Below are 15,316 nucleotides of genomic sequence, written 5' to 3' on the forward strand. Positions count from 1 at the left end.
TTGCGGCGATCGATCGAAGCAAGCATAGTCCGCCCATGTCCGGTCCCGCTCCGCAACCCATCGTCGGCGTCGTCCTCGCGGGCGGCCTGTCCCGGCGCATGGGCGGGACCGACAAGACGCTGATCTCCCTCGGCGGAAAGCCGATGATCGGCCACGTTCTGGAGCGCCTCGCGCCGCAGGTTGCGGATGTCGCGATCAACGCAAATGGCGATACGGATCGTTTTGCGCCATTCGGCGTCCCGGTGATCGAGGACTCCATACAGGGCTACAAGGGGCCGCTTGCCGGAATCCTGACGGCGATGAGATGGGCGCGACAGGCCCATCGGGACACGCACGTGGTTACCGCAGCCGCAGACACGCCCTTCTTTCCCGCCGATCTCGTTTCGCGTTTCAGACAATGCGCGACCGGACCGGAGACGATTGCCATGGCAACCTCCGGCAGCGGGCGTCATCCGGTGTTCGCCTTGTGGCCGACATGCCTCGCGGAGGACCTTGAATCCTGGCTCAAAGAAACCGATACGCTAAAGGTCACCATGTGGACTCGGCGACATGAATGCGTGGATTGCAACTTCGCGGCATACGGCGATGGAAGCGACCCGTTCTTCAACGTCAACACGCCGGACGATCTCGCCGAGGCGGAGACGATCTTGAGGGGAAAGGCCCAATGAAGGCCGGGCATCGTGTCATCGGAATCATCGGCTGGAAGAACTCCGGAAAGACCCGGATGGTCGCCGCGCTGGTCGCCGAACTGAACTGGCGCGGGTGGGCTGTTTCGACGATCAAGCATGCACATCACGACTTCGATATCGACCACGAGGGAACCGACAGCTGGACCCACCGTAAATCCGGCGCACGCGAAGTCGCCATCGTATCCGGCCGTCGCTGGGCGCTGATGCACGAGAACTCAGCCGACGATGACGAACCGCCGCTCGCCGACATGCTGAACCGCCTCTCCCCCTGCGATATCGTGCTGATCGAGGGATACAAGCGCGAAGCGCATGCAAAGATCGAGATCCGCAGGACCAGCGCCGCCGATAATGCGCCGCTCTCATCGGGCGATGAGACGATCGTCGCCGTGGTCAGCGACGACCCGGACGCAACGGCCGGCGACCTCCCGGTCTTCGGCCACGACGCGGTTTCCGACGTCGCCGATTTCATCGAGCGGCAAACCGGCCTGGACAGGAGATGAAGACCGGCATGGCAATCAGGCCCCATAATCCGCGCGACCCGTTCGGTGGTTACGCCCCGACGACGATCATCCTGCACTGGACGACGGCGGTTTTCGTCATCGCGCTCTATGTCGTCCACGGACGCAATGCGAGCACGCATATCGGCCTTGGGCTCATTGCCGCGCCGTTCCTTCTCTGGCGTGTCACGCGCCGCTTCAAGCGCGGCTTTGCCCGCATCTCGGACCTGTCGGCAGCCTTCAACGTGACATCCCGCGTCACCATGTTCGCGCTATTGGTCTGCGTCCTTGCGCTCGCCGTGACCGGCCTGCTGTTGCCGATGCTCCGGGGCGACGCTTATCTGATCTTCGACTGGACGAGCTTCACCGTGCCCTTCCCGATCATGCCGGAGGCGGCAATGATCGCCGAAACAGTCCATTCCATTGCGGGCCATTCCTGCATGTTGCTCGCGGGATTCCATATCATCGACGGGCTCACGCACCACTTCTTCGACAAGGACAATGTCCTGGTGCGCATTCTCAGGCCGGCTAAAAACGGCAAGTGACAAACCGGTTTGGATGCCGGATTTGCGGGAATTTTTAGTGTTGCAATTCGCGCAAAAACAGTGGGAGTATCTTTCCTCATGCCCGGCAATTTCCGCCGGGCCCAGCATCAGTCGCGGAAAGACCGCGCACAAGGACCACGTGTTGAAGAGGAAGAACAACATGCGTTTCACCAAAGGCTTGATGGCTGCGGCCGCGACACTGGCGTTGACCGTCGGCGCCGCGCAGGCCCAGGACATGATGAAGATCAAGATCGGCACGGAAGGCGCCTACCCGCCCTTCAACAATCTTGAGGCCGACGGCTCGCTGGTCGGATTCGACATCGACATTGCCAAGGCGCTTTGCGCCGAAATGAACGCGGAATGCGAATTCGTCACCCAGGACTGGGACGGCATCATTCCGGCGCTTCTCGCCGGCAAGTTCGACGCCATCATCGCCTCCATGTCGATCACCGAGGAGCGCAAGGAAAGCGTCGACTTCACCAACAAGTACTACAACACCCCGCCGGCGATCGCCGTGCCGAAGGACAGCGACATCACCGAAGCCTCCGATGCGGGCCTTGCGGGCAAGATGATCGGCGCGCAATCCTCGACCACCCACTCCAACTATGCCGAGGAAAAGCTCTCCTCCGCCGAGTTGAAGCTTTACCCGACCCCGGACGAATACAAGCTCGACATCGCGTCCGGCCGCATCGATGCCGTGATCGATGACGTGATCGTGCTGTCGGAATGGCTCAAGTCCGATGATGGCGACTGCTGCAAGCTGTTGGCGACCCTGCCGATCGATCCGGTGATCAACGGCGAAGGCGCCGGTATCGCCATTCGCAAGGGCGAGGACGAGCTTCGCGAGGCGTTCAACGCCGCCATCGATGCGATCCGCGCCAACGGCACCTACAAGGAAATCAACGATCAGTATTTCGACGTCGACGTCTACGGCGACTGATTTCCACTGACGAACCGGCCGGGCAGCGCATGCGCTGTCCGGTCGCATTCCCGGCTCCCCCGGGGCCGGACGGGACAGACAAGCGGGGCGGATGGACAACTACCTGACGTTGCTCAGCTTCGGCGACCAGGGCTGGGGCGACGAGATCGCCTGGGGCGTCCTGATCACGGTATCGCTTGCACTGGCGACCCTGCCCGTCGGCCTGTTCATCGGCTTCATGATCGCGGTCGCCAAGCAGAGCGAGGAATGGACGCTCCGCACCGCCGCCGACATCTACACCACGATCTTCCGCGGCCTTCCCGAACTGCTCACGCTGTTCCTCGTCTATTTCGGCCTGCAAATCGGCATCCAGCAATTGCTGAAGGCCGTCGGCCTCGGCGGCGCGATCGAAATCAACACCTTCTTCGCCGGCGTCATCGCGCTTGCGCTGGTGTTCTCCTCCTACGCCAGCGAAGTGTTCCTGTCCGCGTTCCGCGCCATTCCGAAGGGCCAGTACGAGGGCGGCTACGCGCTGGGCCTTCGCCGCGGCAGGGTCATGCGCTCCATCATCGTGCCACAACTGATCCGCATCGCCCTGCCCGGCCTCGGCAATCTCTGGATGATCCTGATCAAGGATACGGCGCTCGTTTCCGCGATCGGCCTCACCGACATTCTGCGCCAGACCGGCGTTGCCGCGCGCGTGACCAAGGAGGCCTTCCTTTTCTTCGGCCTCGCCTTCCTGCTCTATCTGGTCCTCGCCCTGATCTCCTCTATCGGCCTCAACAGGCTTGAAGCCTATGGCAAACGCGGAGAACAGGTCCGATGAGTGTCGCCGACACGCTGATAAAGGCCCAACCCGCGCCACCCGACCGTGCGAAGCGCTGGACGACGGCGCGTATCTCCGGAACGATCCTCGTCATGTTCTGGGTCGCCGCGGCGATCGGGCTCGTCCTCTATCTCTACTCGGCGTGGGACATCGCCAAGATCGAGCGCTACGGCCCGAAATTCCTGTCCGGCCTGTGGACCACCCTGTCGCTGGTCGGCGTATCCATCGCGATCGGCGCGGTGATTTCCCTGCCCGTCGCGCTCGGCCGGGTGTCGAAAAACCCCGTCATCAGCCGCATTGCCTTCGCATATGTCTACGTGTTCCGCGGAACGCCGCTGATCGCCCAGCTCTTCCTGATTTATTACGGCCTCGGCTCCTTCCGCCCGCAACTGGAGGCGGTCGGCCTGTGGCTTTTCTTCCGCGACGCCTGGAATTGCGCCCTGTTCGCGTTTTCCCTGAACACCTCTGCCTACCAGGCGGAAATCCTGCGCGGCGCCATCGACAGCGTGCCGCGCGGCCAATGGGAAGGCGCCGCCGCACTTGGGCTGAACCGATTGCAGGCTTTCTGGAAAGTCATCCTGCCGCAGGCCCTGATCGTCGCCCTGCGCCCTTACGGCAACGAGATCATACTGATGATCAAGGGTTCCGCCATCGTCGCCCTCGTCACCGTGTTCGACCTGATGGGCGAGACGCGGCGCGCCTTCTCGCGCACCTATGACTTCCAGGCCTATATCTGGGCTGCGGTCTTCTATTTCTGCATCGTCGAAGCGCTGCGCAATGTCTGGAACTTGCTGGAAGCGCGTCTGACGCGGCACCTCAAGCGCTAGCCACTGCCCTGCCGCGCCTCGGCATGGCGGCGAAGCCACGAGACGAAGGCTTTCAGCGACGGACGCATCGCGCCGCGACGAGTCACGATGTAATAGCCGGAGCCAGGCCGGGCATCTTCGAACAGCAACCGCAGGCTCCCCGCTTCGATCTCGGCCTCGAGGAACGCGCGCGCCGAAGCGGTGATCCCGTCGCCGCGCCGCAGACCGTCGAGCACGAGATAGCCCGGCAGATGCGTGATATCGAGCTTGCCGGTGGCGATCACGCCCTGCCGCTCCAGCCAGAGCGACAATTCGTTGGTGCCCAGTTCCTGCATCCAGGGATAGTCCACCAGTTGCTCGGGATCGGTGAACTGCCGGTCCCCGACCAGCGAGCGAGCAGCAACGATCGCGAATGTGGTCGGCAACAACAATTCCGCGTCGAGACCGGGCCAGTTGCCGTCACCGAAGCGGATGGCCACATCGACCCCGCCGGGCGCGAGTTCGACGAGTTCGGCCGTCGGATTGAGCATCAATTCGATGTCGGGATGCTGCAGGCGGAAGTCGGAGATGCGGGGCATCAGCCAGCTGACCGCAAATGCGGGCGTCATCGTCACCTGCAGCGGCCGCCCCGACCCGGTTTCCGACAATGCATCGACGGCGGAGCGAATGCCGGAAAACGCTTCTTCGAGGCTCTTCGCCAGATCCTGCCCTTCCGGTGTCAGCGCGACGCCGCGCCCGTGCCGCACCACCAGCGAGACGCCGAGATGCGCTTCCAGCGCCCTGACCTGCTGGCTGACGGCGGCGTGACTGACATTCAGCATCCGCCCCGCTTGAGAGAGGTTCAGCGTGTCGGTAACGGCCGAAAAAGCCTTCAGTCCATTCAGCGATGGAATTCCGCGCCAATCCATATGAAAGCCAGCCTTACATATCGCTTATATTTGTGACTGGCATATGCGCCAATTTCAGTCAATCTGGCCTCATGAAAATCTGACATATGGAAAATCCAATGCTGAACGTGATCGCAAACTCCCTGATGACTGCAGCGCGCACGCCAAACATCGACACCCAAACAACGACGGCACGGACGGAACGCGATATCGCGAACGAGGCGCACCGAGAGAAAGTGACTGCCTTTCTCGCACTCGCGCGGACGCCGGCCGACAGCCACATGAACGGTTGAATCGATCCACGAAGAAACAGCGGCAAGGGATTCTCCTGAAACCGGATTCGCCGTTTGATCGTCGCGCCTGATAGGCTATGTCACGCGCAAACGATCGAAAGGGAACCGGATATGGCAAAAGCGGCGTTCATCGGCCTCGGCGTGATGGGATATCACATGGCGGGCCACCTCGCGACGAAGGGCGGTCACGACGTCACGGTCTACAACCGCACCGAGGCGAAGGCGCAGAAATGGGTCGAGGAGTTCGGCGGCACGATGGCCCCGACCCCGAAAGCGGCCGCCGAAGACGCCGATTTCGTCTTCTCCTGCGTCGGCAATGACGACGACCTGCGCTCGGTTACGATCGGCGAAGACGGCGCGTTCGAAGGCATGAAGTCCGGAGCCATCTTCATCGACAACACCACCGCTTCCGCCGACGTGGCGCGCGAGTTGCGCGCAGCCGCCGACAAGGGCGGGTTCGGCTTTATCGACGCACCGGTTTCCGGCGGCGAAGCCGGCGCGGTCAATGGCGTCCTGACCGTGATGTGCGGCGGCGACGAAGACGTGTTCGAGCGCGCCAGGCCGGCGATCGAGGCCTTTGCGCGCATGGTCGGCCTCATGGGACCGACCGGCGCGGGCCAGTTGACCAAGATGGTCAACCAGATCTGCATTGCAGGCTTGGTCCAGGGCCTGTCGGAGGGCATCAATTTCGGCCTCAAGGCCGGGCTCGACATGCACAAGGTCATCGACGTCATCTCCAAGGGCGCGGCAGGCTCCTGGCAGATGGAAAACCGCCACAAGACCATGATCGCGGGCGAGTACCAACATGGCTTCGCGGTCGACTGGATGCGCAAGGACCTCGCCATCGTGCTCTCCGAAGCAAACAACAATGGCGCGGCGCTCCCGGTGACGGCCCTGGTCGACCAGTTCTACAAGGATATCCAGTCCATGGGCGGCCGGCGTTGGGACACGTCATCGCTGTTGGCGCGACTGCAAAAGATCGATGGCGACTCCTGAGCCTTCCCCGGACTGGACGGCCGAACAGGCAATCGCCCATCTGCGGACACTCGCTTCGCAATACAACGTCGACGGCATGTCCCGTTTCGGGATCGAGACATCCAATGCGCTTGGCGTCTCGAACGCCGTCCTGCGACCGCTTGCGCGGAAACTGAAGCGCAATCACCCACGCGCGCTTGAACTTTGGGACTCGGGAATCCGCGAGGCGCGGCTTCTGGCGCTGTTCTCCGACGAACCGAAGAAGGTGACCGCCGACCGGGCGCGCGCCATGGCCGCCGAATTCGCCTCCTGGGAAATCGTAGACCATTCCGCCGACCTGTTCTGCGACGCGGGACTGGTCGACGAACTCATTCCCGAATTCGCGGCGGATGAGCGCGAATTCGTCCGCCGGGCGGCCTTCGCGATGATGGCCTGGGGATCGGTCCACCTGAAAAAACGCCCCGATGACGACATCATCGCCTGGCTGCCGCTGATCGAGGCCCATTCGGAAGATGGGCGCAACTTCGTCAAGAAGGCGGTCAACTGGGCGTTACGCCAGATCGGCAAGCGCTCCGTCACCTGCCACACGCCCGCACTGGCTCTGGCGGAAAAACTCGCGGTTTCCGAGGACAGGACAGCCCGCTGGATCGGCAAGGACGCGGTTAAGGAGCTGACAGCACAAAAGACGCTGGACCGGCTTGCCGAAAAGAAAGGCCGGGGGCATTCTCGGCAGGTCCGCTCCCCGGGTAGATCGACATGACCGCAAATCGCCGCAGCCTCGCAACCGGACTGTTTGCCGCGTCATTTGCGATATGCTGCGCAAGCGCGAACGCGGCGACGATCACATGGGAGCAGCTGAAGACGGCGTGGCAAGACGCGGCCGAAGAGATCGAACTCGCGGGATTTCTTCTTCCCGTGGATTACGAAGGCGACAAGGTCTACCAGTTCATGTTGTTGCCTTGGGCGGGTGCTTGTTCTCACATGCCGCCGCCCCCGCCCGAACAGGTCGTGCTGGTCACGCCGGAGAAGCCGATCCGCATCGAGCGCACCTATGAGCCGGTGTCCGTGTCCGGCCGGCTCAGAAAGGCCCATGATATTTCGCAGCTTTTCATTCTCGACGGCGTTGTCCGTGTCGAGTCCGGATACCGGCTCCGCGCCGCAAGTGTCCGGCACGCCGATGTGCAAGAACCGGCGACTGCGCCCGCCTCGCGAATGCCCTGGAAGTTCCTCGACAAATGAAGACCGCGCGGCAACCGCAGGGTCGGCGCGCGGTCGAAACCTGAAGAGCAGAGGCTGGCTTACTCGGCCGCTTCCTCGATGATCTCGGTCAGCAGATCGTTGACCTGATCGCGTTCACCGCCTGCCGGCAGAGAACGGAACCCGACGGTAACCGTGCCTTCCATGCTCGCATCCTCGTAGATGAAGACGACATAGGGGCAATAGGCGATGTCGCCGATATCGCCTTCCATCACCTTGCGCGAGACGACGGCCGAACAGAAGGTGAAGAACTCTGCATCCTTGTAGAGTTCCTTCGTCGCGCCGACGTCACCGGCCGTGCGTTTCAGCATGTCGCCGATAAGGCCGTGATAGTCGATCGTGTAGCCCCGATTGACGATGCCGTCCTGCACCGCCTGCGTGACATCGCCGAATTCAGCTTCGGTCTGACGTGTAACCACATCGTCACCCGCCGCCCATGACGGAGCGACAAGCGCTCCCGCGATCAGTGCGGCCGCGCCGAATGAAAGTACCCGTTGTTTAAGCATGATCGCTCCTCCTGTTGATATATGTCGAATACCATATGTATGGACCCGCTCATTGACGGAGGTCAAACGCAAAGCGTCACGGCTTGTCGAGCACCATGTAGTCGAGAGGCAGTTCGGTCGTGTATTTGATCCGCTCCATGGCGAATGTCGACGAGACGTCGCGGATCTCGATCTTGGCGATCAGCTTCTGATAGAAGGCGTCATAGGCCGCAATATCGGGTACGACGACGCGCAACAGGTAATCGATATCGCCGCTCATGCGATAGAACTCGACGACTTCCGGAAACTCCCCGATCACTTCCGAAAAACGCTTCAACCATTCCATCGAATGGGAATTGGTGCGGATCGACACGAAGACCGTGACCCGTCCGTTCACCTTCTCCGGGTTGAGCAGCGCGACCCGCTTGCGGATAACGCCGTCCTCCTCGAGCTTCTGGATGCGACGCCAGCAAGGCGTCGTCGACAGCCCGACTTTCTTCGCCAGATCGGCGACAGCAATGGTGGAGTCTTCCTGAAGGAGGCGCAGAATGCGCCGGTCGATCTTGTCCATACATTCACTCTTTGGAATATTATTGCGTGAACTTACCGAATTCCAGTCGCATAAAGAAAAATATTCCGCAAGCATCGACCTGACACATTCACGCGATCAGGCGCGCCACCTCCCCGCGCAGGACAGGCAGCAATTCCGTCTCGAACCACGGGTTTTTCTTCAGCCAGGCATTGTTCCGCCAGGACGGGTGCGGCAGCGGCAGGATGCGGTACCGCCCCTCGCCCAGACTGTCGTGAACGGCGCGCCAGTTCATCACCGTTTCAGTGAGTGTCGCGCCGGCCTGCGCTCCCATGTGATAGGTCTGCGCATAGCGGCCTACTGCGAGCACCAGTTCGACCTGCGGCATCACGGCGAAGAGCCGGTCGTGCCAGGTGACGCGGCATTCGCGGCGCGGCGGCAGATCGCCGCCCTTGGCGTCGAGGCCGGGAAAACAGAAACCCATCGGAACGATCGCGACACGGTCATGATCGTAGAACAGGTCCTCCCCGATCCCCATCCAGTCGCGCAAGCGCACGCCCGAAGGGTCGGTAAACGGCCGGCCCGAACTGTGTACCCGCGTACCGGGCGCCTGGCCGGAAATGCAGATCCGCGCCCGCGAAGACGGCACACAGACCGGGTTCGGCTCATGCGGCAGACGCTTCCCGCGTTCCGGTTCGTCCCGGCATATCCGGCAGGCCCGGATTTCCTTCAACAGCGCATCGAGCGTTTGGCTCATGCCTCGTAGCTTGGCCTCTGACGCATGGCGGCATACCAACGATGGAAATTTTCCAGTTCATCCGGAATGCGGATACGCGCAGGTTTACAGAAATCGGCAGCGACGACAGCCGAGATGTCCGCGACCGAAATCGCATCGCCCGCAATGAAAGGGCGCACCGCCAGTTCCGCGTCGAGAAATTCGGCGAACTCGAGCGCCTTGGGTTTGTTCGCCTCGCCCCATTCGGCAACTTGCGGAAGCTCCCACTCGCGCATCGCCGGATGGATGTGGCGGAAAGCCTGCGCGACGGGGAACATGAAATGAAGCTCGACGCGGCGCTGCCACATCTCCACCTCGGCCTGGCCGAACGCACCGGTTCCGAACAGCGGCGGTTCGGGACACAAGGTCTCGAAATAGCGGCAGATCGCGATCGACTCCGTCAGCACGCGCCCATCGCCAAGTTCCAGCACCGGAAGGCGTTTCAGGGGATTGCGAGTGGCGACCTCCGGATCACGATGGCCCAATGCGCCCATATCCACAGGCACGAGCGGAACCGAAATCCCCTTCTCGGCGAGATAGATACGCACGCGACGTGGATTGGGCGCTCGCCCGCCATCGAAAAGCGTGTGGTCGGAAAAATCATGCTGGGTCATTCGGTCTCCTCGCCCCGGTTATCAAACAGGCCGGACAATAGCCTGTTATACAGCCGCATCGCCAAGCTGGCAGGCCCGATATCGGCCATCGCCCCATGGACGGCACGCCAGTCGGACGGCATGTCGAACGACCCGGCCCAGAGGCCGATCTTCTCGCGCGACGCCAGATTCTGTTCACCGGCATAGTCGCCATAGGCAACGGCCCATCCGGCGCGCACCATGGCGGAGTTGATGTCCGTCTCTCCAGCAACGCACCGTGCGAGCAACCGCCCGTAGCGGTCTCTTTCATTGCCCCGACAGGTTACATTTCCCTCACGCGTCAATTCGGCCAGATAGAGCCCTGCCGCCTGACCGCACGCGGATACCACTCCTTCGATGCGACAGGTCTGCCCGGTTTCCGGCGCATCGATACCGGCGAGCCGGATACGCTCTCCCGCGATGCGGAGCGTGTCCCCGTCGATCACTCTCACCTGCCCCGCGATCGTTCGCATCGACGACTCGTCGAGAATCGCCGCCGCCAGTGCAACTACTGCAAACAGCAAAACGACGCCCAAGAGCTCGAAGAAACGCCGCACAGACGAGCGGCGCATGCCTCTTTCTCTAGCACGCAGGCGCATGGACAATTCCGGTTTTGAAGGAAGTTTTTAAGGTTTTGGAAATAATCTTCATTCACCGGTCCGGGATGCGCCTGACGGAAGTGTAACGCGTAAACATTTGAAACCATGAGCCAATCGCCGTCGGAACTCCCCGACAAGATTATTGTCGACCGGCGAAAGTCGTATCGCAACAGCGATGTTCGCATCGCCGTTCGCAAGACGCGCGACCGTTTGGCCGAACAAGGCATCTCCGATCCGGATTACGATCGCGATTTGCTGACGCTTTATGCGCGCGCAGTTCAGTCGGGTACGCTGGCCATCGTCCTGCTGATCGTACTGACCGGTTTCTTCAGCATCACATACGGCTTTTCCGGCGCAATCCTTATCTGGTCAGTCGTCGCCTCGCTGCTCTATGTGGGGCTCGGCCTGCTCGGTCGAAAGTACCTTTCGCGCAAACAGGCCAGGGAGACCCATCGCAAGTGGGTCGCGGCCTTCGCCGCCCTGCATCTTCTGCTTGGCGCCTGTTGGTCATGGTTCGCCTTTTTTGGCTGCGACACCTGCTCGAACAACGAAGACCTGATGTTCAAGGCGATCGCGATACTGGTTGCGATGGCTGCGAGCGCCACGATCAACTACAATCTGCGCTGGTCGGTCGTCACCGAGTTCGGCATGCCGGTCGTCGCCTTCGCGATCGCTCATGACGGCATTTTCGAACCGACGGCAATCGCCGCATCGGCTGGATTGCTCGCCGCGCTGCTGTTTTTCTCCTTCATCGCGATCCGTCTTCGCCGCGCCAGCCTGGCGACACTCAGCTTCCGAAGCGAGAACAACGCGCTCGTCGCCGAATTGGAGATGGCCCGATCGATCTCCGAAGAGGCACGCCGACGCGCCGAGGATGCGAACCTCGCCAAGTCGCGTTTCCTCGCATCGATGAGCCACGAGTTGCGCACGCCGCTGAACGCCATTCTCGGCTTTTCGGAGGTGATGGCTAAAGAAGTGCTCGGACCGATGGAAAACCAGAACTACCGGTCCTACGCCACCGACATCAACCAGTCCGGCCAGCACCTGCTCAAGCTGATCAACGAGATCCTCGACCTGAGCCGGATCGAGGCCGGCAAGCAGGAGCTTATCGAGGAGCCGCTGCTCCTGACCGAGATCATGGAAGACTGCATCGGCATGGTTCGCATGAAGTCGAAACAGAAGAACATCCGCATCGAACACGCATACGAGCCCGGCCTGCCGCGTCTGCTTGCCGACGAGCGGTCCATCCGACAGGTCGCCCTCAACCTGCTTTCCAACGCGGTCAAGTTCACGCCCTCAGGCGGCCATATCCAGGTCAAGACCGGCTGGACGGCTTCCGGCGGTCAGTATGTGTCGGTCAAGGACAACGGCCCGGGCATTCCGGAATCCGAAATCCCGGTCGTGCTGTCGGCCTTCGGCCAGGGTTCGATCGCGATCAAGAGCGCGGAACAGGGCACCGGTCTCGGCCTGCCGATCGTGCAGGCTTTGATGGCGATGCATGACGGCACGTTCAAGCTGAAATCCAAGCTGCGCGAAGGAACCGAAGCGCTCGCGATCTTCCCTGCGGAACGCGTCATGGACGAATTGCCCGCCGCGCCGGTTTCCGACAAGGCCGAGCGACGCGCGCGTTCCACGCGGCCGGCCGAAAAACGCCGGGCTGCTGCAGGCTCCGCCTGATCCGCCAGTAGCGGCTTATTCGGCGTCCTTGCCGCTGACACCCGCCTGATCGAATGTCGCCATTCCCGAATGGCACAGCGCCGCGGACTTGACGATCCCGGCGGCAAGCGCCGCGCCCGACCCCTCACCCAGCCTCATGCCGAGCGAAAGCAACGGTTCCTTGCCGATTTTCGCGAGCGCGGCGGCGTGCGCCGGCTCGGCCGAGACATGCCCTGCAAGGCAATGATCCAGCGCGTTGGGGTTGAGAGCATGCAGCACGGCCGCGGCCGCTGTCGCGACATAGCCGTCGATGATCACCGGAATACGTTCCATGCGCGCGGCAAGGATCGCCCCGGCCATGGCGGCGACTTCGCGACCGCCGAGACGGCGCAACACCTCCAGCGGGTCCTTCAGATGCGCCTTGTGCAGCGCGACAGCGCAGCTGACGGCGTCGATCTTGCGCGTCAGGACATCACCCGCCGAACCGGTGCCCGGCCCCACCCAGTCGGCAGCTTCGCCTCCATAAAGACCGTGAAACATCGCGGCGGCGATCGTGGTGTTTCCAATCCCCATCTCACCGATACAGAGCAGATCGGTGCCGCCCGCGATTGCCTCCATGCCGAAGGCCATGGTCGCCGCGCAGGTTTTTTCGTCCATCGCGGCTTCCTTGGTGATGTCGGCGGTCGGATAATCGAGAGCCAGATCGAAAACCTTGAGCCCGAGATCGTGCGCGATGCAGATCTGGTTGACGGCTGCGCCGCCGGCGGCAAAATTCTGCACCATCTGCATGGTCACGCTCTGCGGAAAAGGCGCGACACCCTGCTCGACAACACCGTGATTGCCGGCGAACACCGCAACAAGCGGTCGCGTGACGGCCGGCGGCCGCCCCGTCCATGCCGCGAGCCATTCGGCAATGCTCTCCAGTCTGCCGAGCGCGCCGGCCGGCTTGGTCAACTGGACGTCGCGCTCGCGCACCGCGGCGACGGCCGCCTCGTCCGGGCCGGGCAATGCCTCGATCAGATTGCGAATATCGTCGAAAGGTAGACCGCTCGTCACGTCATGCTCCGTTGGGATTGCTGTGGCACGTGTAATGCCCTTGCCCTATACACGACGGCGCACTGCAAGCGACACCAGCTCGCCGAAACGCGAAGGAATTTTCCATGCCGGACATCCGGGACCACGCGACCGCCCTTGTGGGGGAGATCATGCGCGCTGTCGCCTTCCTCAGCCGTCTTCCCGTTTCCGCACGCTATTTCGACAATGCGCCCGACAACGGCATGCGCGAGGAGACGCGCGCCTTCCCGCTCGCCGGGGTACTGATCGCGGCCGCGCCCGCCTTGCTGCTGGTCTTTCTCGAGTCGCTTGGAATGACGGCCTTCATGGCGGCTGCCTATGCAACCCTCGCGCTTGTGGCAGTGACCGGCGCGCTGCACGAGGACGGACTCGCCGATGTCGCGGACGGCTTTGCGGGCGGACACGCCAAGGCCGCGCGCCTCGAGATCATGAAGGATTCACGCATCGGCACCTATGGCGCGATCGCCATTGCCGGAAGCCTGCTCCTGCGCGTGGCCGGCCTCGCGGCGATCACGGCAGCGCATGGCGCATTTTTCGCAGGGCTCTCGATGATCGCCATCGCGGCCTGCTCGCGCGCCGCGATGGTCTGGTTCTGGGCAAGCCTGCCGAACGCGCGCGGAAGCGGAGTGGCACACGATGCCGGCGCACCTGGCGAACGCGCCGTGAGCACCGCCGCGGTCCTTGGTCTCGTCATCTTCGCGGTGCTGGCGACGATGACGACAGGCATCGTCAACGCCGCCGCCGCGCTGCTTCTGGCCCTTGTGGCCCTTCAGGGATTTTCGCGCCTGTGCAAACGCCTGATCGGCGGCAACACCGGCGATACGCTTGGCGCGTGCCAGCAAATCGTCGAGATCGCCCTGCTGACAGGTCTTGCCCTCGGCGTTTCGATCCCCACCTGAGAATATCGGAAACCGCCGGGAGCGTCATGGAATCGCCCTGCATACTGGTCTGCTCGATCGATCTGAAAACCGGCTATTGCTTCGGATGCGGACGCACGCGCGACGAAATCGCCCAGTGGACGCTGTACCCGCCGGAAAAGCGCCGCGATATCATGGCAGAACTGGCCGGGCGGCTGGAGACGGTGGAACGCAAGCCGCGCCGCGAAACACGCCGCAAGAGGATTGCCCGCGAACGCGCGGATAATCCGTCCGGAGAAAGTTGAGCAATGAACGCCTTCGCATTCGTCATCTTCGGCATTCTCGGCGCTGCGCTGCTGATCCTCGTCTTCAACGGCAATGATGGCACGATCGGCCCGATGACCGACGACCAGTTCGCCGGTACGGTCTATCTCGGCCTGCTTGGAACGGTGATTGCCGCGGCGCTGTTCGCCTCCGGCCAGCGCTTCGGCGCCATGGCGCGCCAGGCCGGCATCTGGATCGCTGTCCTCGTCATGCTGGTCGTCGGCTACGAATACCGCTTCGAACTGCAGGAAACGGCAAGCCGGGTCACCTCCGGCCTGTTGCCGGGCAAGCCGGTGACGATGGAAGACGTCAATGGCGACCTGTCGGTCACCGTGAACAGAAGCGGCCGCCATTTCGAGGTTCTCGGCATCGTCAATGGCGAGCGGCAACCCTTCATGATCGACACCGGCGCTTCGACCGTCGTGCTGACGGAAACGAACGCGCGCAAGGCCGGCTACGATCCCGACACGCTCGACTTCCGGATCCCGGTCTCGACGGCGAACGGCGTGACCATGGCGGCGCGCATCTCGGATGTGGAGATCGTGATTGGCGGGATCGGGCGGCAGAACATGATCGCGTTGGTTGCCCGTGACAATCAGCTCGCCTCGAACCTACTCGGCATGAACTTCCTCGACACGTTGTCGTCCTTCGAGTTCCAGCGCGACCGCATGATCCTGCGGAACTGACCCGA

General features: G+C 62.5%; 21 protein-coding genes. 14 read left to right on the top strand and 7 right to left on the bottom strand.

What is annotated here, in order from left to right; genetic code table 11:
- Window positions 1–35 precede the first annotated feature (35 nt).
- From mobA to LC343_RS00455, 6 genes are all read left to right on the top strand, one after another.
- Window positions 36–668: a molybdenum cofactor guanylyltransferase MobA gene (mobA, locus tag LC343_RS00430; protein WP_223475116.1), complete on the top strand. Its 633-nt coding sequence runs from the start codon at window positions 36–38 to the stop codon at window positions 666–668.
- Entirely contained in the window at window positions 665–1,189 is a 525-nt protein-coding gene (gene mobB / locus LC343_RS00435; RefSeq protein WP_223475117.1) for a molybdopterin-guanine dinucleotide biosynthesis protein B, read from the top strand. The genes mobA and mobB overlap by 4 nt, the downstream gene beginning before the upstream one ends.
- Before the next feature lie 8 nt (window positions 1,190–1,197).
- Entirely contained in the window at window positions 1,198–1,731 is a 534-nt protein-coding gene (locus LC343_RS00440) for a cytochrome b (protein WP_223475118.1), read from the top strand.
- Between the two features lie 160 nt (window positions 1,732–1,891).
- On the top strand, window positions 1,892–2,671 hold the full coding sequence (locus LC343_RS00445; protein ID WP_223475119.1) for an ABC transporter substrate-binding protein: 780 nt from the start codon (window positions 1,892–1,894) through the stop codon (window positions 2,669–2,671).
- Window positions 2,672–2,762: 91 nt separating this feature from the next.
- On the top strand, window positions 2,763–3,476 hold the full coding sequence (locus LC343_RS00450) for an ABC transporter permease (RefSeq protein WP_223475120.1): 714 nt from the start codon (window positions 2,763–2,765) through the stop codon (window positions 3,474–3,476).
- A complete protein-coding gene (locus LC343_RS00455) occupies window positions 3,473–4,303 on the top strand; it encodes an ABC transporter permease (protein ID WP_223475121.1) in 831 nt (276 codons plus the stop codon). Before LC343_RS00450 ends, LC343_RS00455 begins: the two co-directional genes overlap by 4 nt.
- Here LC343_RS00455 and LC343_RS00460 read toward each other — a convergent pair.
- The gene (locus LC343_RS00460; protein ID WP_223475122.1) at window positions 4,300–5,190 is read right to left on the bottom strand and encodes a LysR family transcriptional regulator; all 891 of its coding nucleotides are present in this window, start codon (window positions 5,188–5,190) and stop codon (window positions 4,300–4,302) included. The genes LC343_RS00455 and LC343_RS00460 overlap by 4 nt on opposite strands.
- A gap of 98 nt (window positions 5,191–5,288) precedes the next feature.
- Between LC343_RS00460 and LC343_RS00465 the strand changes: the two genes are divergently transcribed.
- From LC343_RS00465 to LC343_RS00480, 4 genes are all read left to right on the top strand, one after another.
- Entirely contained in the window at window positions 5,289–5,462 is a 174-nt protein-coding gene (locus LC343_RS00465; protein WP_223475123.1) for a hypothetical protein, read from the top strand.
- 93 nt (window positions 5,463–5,555) lie between these two features.
- Window positions 5,556–6,458, top strand: coding sequence for an NAD(P)-dependent oxidoreductase (locus tag LC343_RS00470; protein WP_338018567.1), 903 nt, complete (start codon window positions 5,556–5,558; stop codon window positions 6,456–6,458).
- A complete protein-coding gene (locus tag LC343_RS00475) occupies window positions 6,445–7,197 on the top strand; it encodes a DNA alkylation repair protein (RefSeq protein WP_223475125.1) in 753 nt (250 codons plus the stop codon). The genes LC343_RS00470 and LC343_RS00475 overlap by 14 nt, the downstream gene beginning before the upstream one ends.
- Window positions 7,194–7,676 carry a DUF3299 domain-containing protein gene (locus LC343_RS00480; RefSeq protein WP_223475126.1) on the top strand — a complete coding sequence of 161 codons (483 nt, stop codon included), beginning with the start codon at window positions 7,194–7,196 and terminating at the stop codon, window positions 7,674–7,676. The genes LC343_RS00475 and LC343_RS00480 overlap by 4 nt, the downstream gene beginning before the upstream one ends.
- A 59-nt stretch (window positions 7,677–7,735) precedes the next feature.
- Here LC343_RS00480 and LC343_RS00485 read toward each other — a convergent pair whose 3' ends face one another.
- The 5 genes from LC343_RS00485 to LC343_RS00505 form a co-directional block, all read right to left on the bottom strand.
- Window positions 7,736–8,200 (bottom strand): DUF302 domain-containing protein, encoded by a 465-nt coding sequence (locus tag LC343_RS00485; RefSeq protein WP_223475127.1) that lies wholly within the window; start codon window positions 8,198–8,200, stop codon window positions 7,736–7,738.
- A 76-nt stretch (window positions 8,201–8,276) separates the two neighbouring features.
- Entirely contained in the window at window positions 8,277–8,750 is a 474-nt protein-coding gene (locus LC343_RS00490) for an Lrp/AsnC family transcriptional regulator (protein WP_223475128.1), read from the bottom strand.
- Window positions 8,751–8,838: 88 nt separating this feature from the next.
- Window positions 8,839–9,465: a uracil-DNA glycosylase family protein gene (locus tag LC343_RS00495; protein ID WP_223475129.1), complete on the bottom strand. Its 627-nt coding sequence runs from the start codon at window positions 9,463–9,465 to the stop codon at window positions 8,839–8,841.
- Window positions 9,462–10,097 carry a glutathione S-transferase gene (locus LC343_RS00500; protein WP_223475130.1) on the bottom strand — a complete coding sequence of 212 codons (636 nt, stop codon included), beginning with the start codon at window positions 10,095–10,097 and terminating at the stop codon, window positions 9,462–9,464. The genes LC343_RS00495 and LC343_RS00500 overlap by 4 nt, the downstream gene beginning before the upstream one ends.
- Window positions 10,094–10,687, bottom strand: a complete 594-nt coding sequence (locus LC343_RS00505) for a thermonuclease family protein (RefSeq protein WP_223475131.1) — start codon at window positions 10,685–10,687, stop codon at window positions 10,094–10,096. The genes LC343_RS00500 and LC343_RS00505 overlap by 4 nt, the downstream gene beginning before the upstream one ends.
- Before the next feature lie 132 nt (window positions 10,688–10,819).
- On the opposite strand from LC343_RS00505, the gene LC343_RS00510 reads away from it, so the two are divergent.
- Window positions 10,820–12,391, top strand: coding sequence for a sensor histidine kinase (locus tag LC343_RS00510; RefSeq protein ID WP_223475132.1), 1,572 nt, complete (start codon window positions 10,820–10,822; stop codon window positions 12,389–12,391).
- A gap of 15 nt (window positions 12,392–12,406) precedes the next feature.
- Here LC343_RS00510 and cobT read toward each other — a convergent pair whose 3' ends face one another.
- Window positions 12,407–13,426 (bottom strand): nicotinate-nucleotide--dimethylbenzimidazole phosphoribosyltransferase, encoded by a 1,020-nt coding sequence (cobT, locus tag LC343_RS00515; RefSeq protein ID WP_223475133.1) that lies wholly within the window; start codon window positions 13,424–13,426, stop codon window positions 12,407–12,409.
- A gap of 104 nt (window positions 13,427–13,530) precedes the next feature.
- Between cobT and LC343_RS00520 the strand changes: the two genes are divergently transcribed.
- Genes LC343_RS00520 through LC343_RS00530 form a run of 3 tightly spaced genes read left to right on the top strand, consistent with a single transcriptional unit; the run spans window position 13,531 to window position 15,311 of the window.
- Window positions 13,531–14,343: an adenosylcobinamide-GDP ribazoletransferase gene (locus LC343_RS00520; RefSeq protein WP_223475134.1), complete on the top strand. Its 813-nt coding sequence runs from the start codon at window positions 13,531–13,533 to the stop codon at window positions 14,341–14,343.
- Between the two features lie 26 nt (window positions 14,344–14,369).
- Window positions 14,370–14,606 (top strand): DUF1289 domain-containing protein, encoded by a 237-nt coding sequence (locus tag LC343_RS00525; protein ID WP_223475135.1) that lies wholly within the window; start codon window positions 14,370–14,372, stop codon window positions 14,604–14,606.
- 3 nt (window positions 14,607–14,609) lie between these two features.
- A complete protein-coding gene (locus LC343_RS00530; protein ID WP_223475136.1) occupies window positions 14,610–15,311 on the top strand; it encodes a TIGR02281 family clan AA aspartic protease in 702 nt (233 codons plus the stop codon).
- The last annotated feature ends 5 nt before the right edge of the window (window positions 15,312–15,316 follow it).

The organism is Oricola indica (assembly GCF_019966595.1).
GTDB lineage: Bacteria > Pseudomonadota > Alphaproteobacteria > Rhizobiales > Rhizobiaceae > Oricola > Oricola indica.

What these genes read in the sequence shown, in the direction of transcription:
- LC343_RS00480 (WP_223475126.1), top strand. Translation starts at nt 7,194, where the DNA reads ATGACCGCAAATCGCCGCAGCCTCGCAACCGGACTGTTTGCCGCGTCA.
- LC343_RS00500 (WP_223475130.1), bottom strand. Translation starts at nt 10,097, where the DNA reads ATGACCCAGCATGATTTTTCCGACCACACGCTTTTCGATGGCGGGCGA.
- mobA (WP_223475116.1), top strand. Translation starts at nt 36, where the DNA reads ATGTCCGGTCCCGCTCCGCAACCCATCGTCGGCGTCGTCCTCGCGGGC.
- LC343_RS00465 (WP_223475123.1), top strand. Translation starts at nt 5,289, where the DNA reads ATGCTGAACGTGATCGCAAACTCCCTGATGACTGCAGCGCGCACGCCA.
- LC343_RS00520 (WP_223475134.1), top strand. Translation starts at nt 13,531, where the DNA reads ATGCCGGACATCCGGGACCACGCGACCGCCCTTGTGGGGGAGATCATG.
- LC343_RS00485 (WP_223475127.1), bottom strand. Translation starts at nt 8,200, where the DNA reads ATGCTTAAACAACGGGTACTTTCATTCGGCGCGGCCGCACTGATCGCG.
- LC343_RS00530 (WP_223475136.1), top strand. Translation starts at nt 14,610, where the DNA reads ATGAACGCCTTCGCATTCGTCATCTTCGGCATTCTCGGCGCTGCGCTG.
- LC343_RS00450 (WP_223475120.1), top strand. Translation starts at nt 2,763, where the DNA reads ATGGACAACTACCTGACGTTGCTCAGCTTCGGCGACCAGGGCTGGGGC.
- LC343_RS00525 (WP_223475135.1), top strand. Translation starts at nt 14,370, where the DNA reads ATGGAATCGCCCTGCATACTGGTCTGCTCGATCGATCTGAAAACCGGC.
- LC343_RS00445 (WP_223475119.1), top strand. Translation starts at nt 1,892, where the DNA reads ATGCGTTTCACCAAAGGCTTGATGGCTGCGGCCGCGACACTGGCGTTG.
- LC343_RS00505 (WP_223475131.1), bottom strand. Translation starts at nt 10,687, where the DNA reads ATGCGCCGCTCGTCTGTGCGGCGTTTCTTCGAGCTCTTGGGCGTCGTT.
- LC343_RS00475 (WP_223475125.1), top strand. Translation starts at nt 6,445, where the DNA reads ATGGCGACTCCTGAGCCTTCCCCGGACTGGACGGCCGAACAGGCAATC.
- LC343_RS00460 (WP_223475122.1), bottom strand. Translation starts at nt 5,190, where the DNA reads ATGGATTGGCGCGGAATTCCATCGCTGAATGGACTGAAGGCTTTTTCG.
- LC343_RS00495 (WP_223475129.1), bottom strand. Translation starts at nt 9,465, where the DNA reads ATGAGCCAAACGCTCGATGCGCTGTTGAAGGAAATCCGGGCCTGCCGG.
- LC343_RS00440 (WP_223475118.1), top strand. Translation starts at nt 1,198, where the DNA reads ATGGCAATCAGGCCCCATAATCCGCGCGACCCGTTCGGTGGTTACGCC.
- LC343_RS00510 (WP_223475132.1), top strand. Translation starts at nt 10,820, where the DNA reads ATGAGCCAATCGCCGTCGGAACTCCCCGACAAGATTATTGTCGACCGG.
- LC343_RS00455 (WP_223475121.1), top strand. Translation starts at nt 3,473, where the DNA reads ATGAGTGTCGCCGACACGCTGATAAAGGCCCAACCCGCGCCACCCGAC.
- LC343_RS00490 (WP_223475128.1), bottom strand. Translation starts at nt 8,750, where the DNA reads ATGGACAAGATCGACCGGCGCATTCTGCGCCTCCTTCAGGAAGACTCC.
- mobB (WP_223475117.1), top strand. Translation starts at nt 665, where the DNA reads ATGAAGGCCGGGCATCGTGTCATCGGAATCATCGGCTGGAAGAACTCC.